Source organism: Enterobacter sp. UNJFSC 003 (assembly GCF_036903355.1).
Lineage (GTDB): Bacteria > Pseudomonadota > Gammaproteobacteria > Enterobacterales > Enterobacteriaceae > Enterobacter.
The window spans coordinates 1-280 of sequence record NZ_JBAKHK010000127.1 but is presented as its reverse complement, the minus strand read 5'-3'; the positions used below and the strand labels follow the sequence as shown (position 1 = coordinate 280).

Below are 280 nucleotides of genomic sequence, written 5' to 3'. Positions count from 1 at the left end.
AGTTAAGGTAGATACACATCTTGTCATATGATCAAATGGTTTCGCCAAAAATCAATAATCAGACAACAAAATGTGCGAACTCGATATTTTACACGACTCTCTTTACCAATTCTGCCCCGAATTACACTTAAAACGACTCAACAGCTTAACGTTGGCTTGCCACGCCTTACTTGACTGTAAAACTCTCACTCTTACCGAACTTGGCCGTAACCTGCCAACCAAAGCGAGAACAAAACATAACATCAAACGAATCGACCGATTGTTAGGTAATCGTCACCTC

General features: G+C 40.7%; 1 pseudogene. It reads left to right on the top strand.

Going from position 1 to position 280, the window contains the following annotated elements:
* Positions 1-70 precede the first annotated feature (70 nt).
* A pseudogene (locus V5P19_RS23425) lies at positions 71-280 on the top strand (IS4 family transposase); the annotation flags it as partial.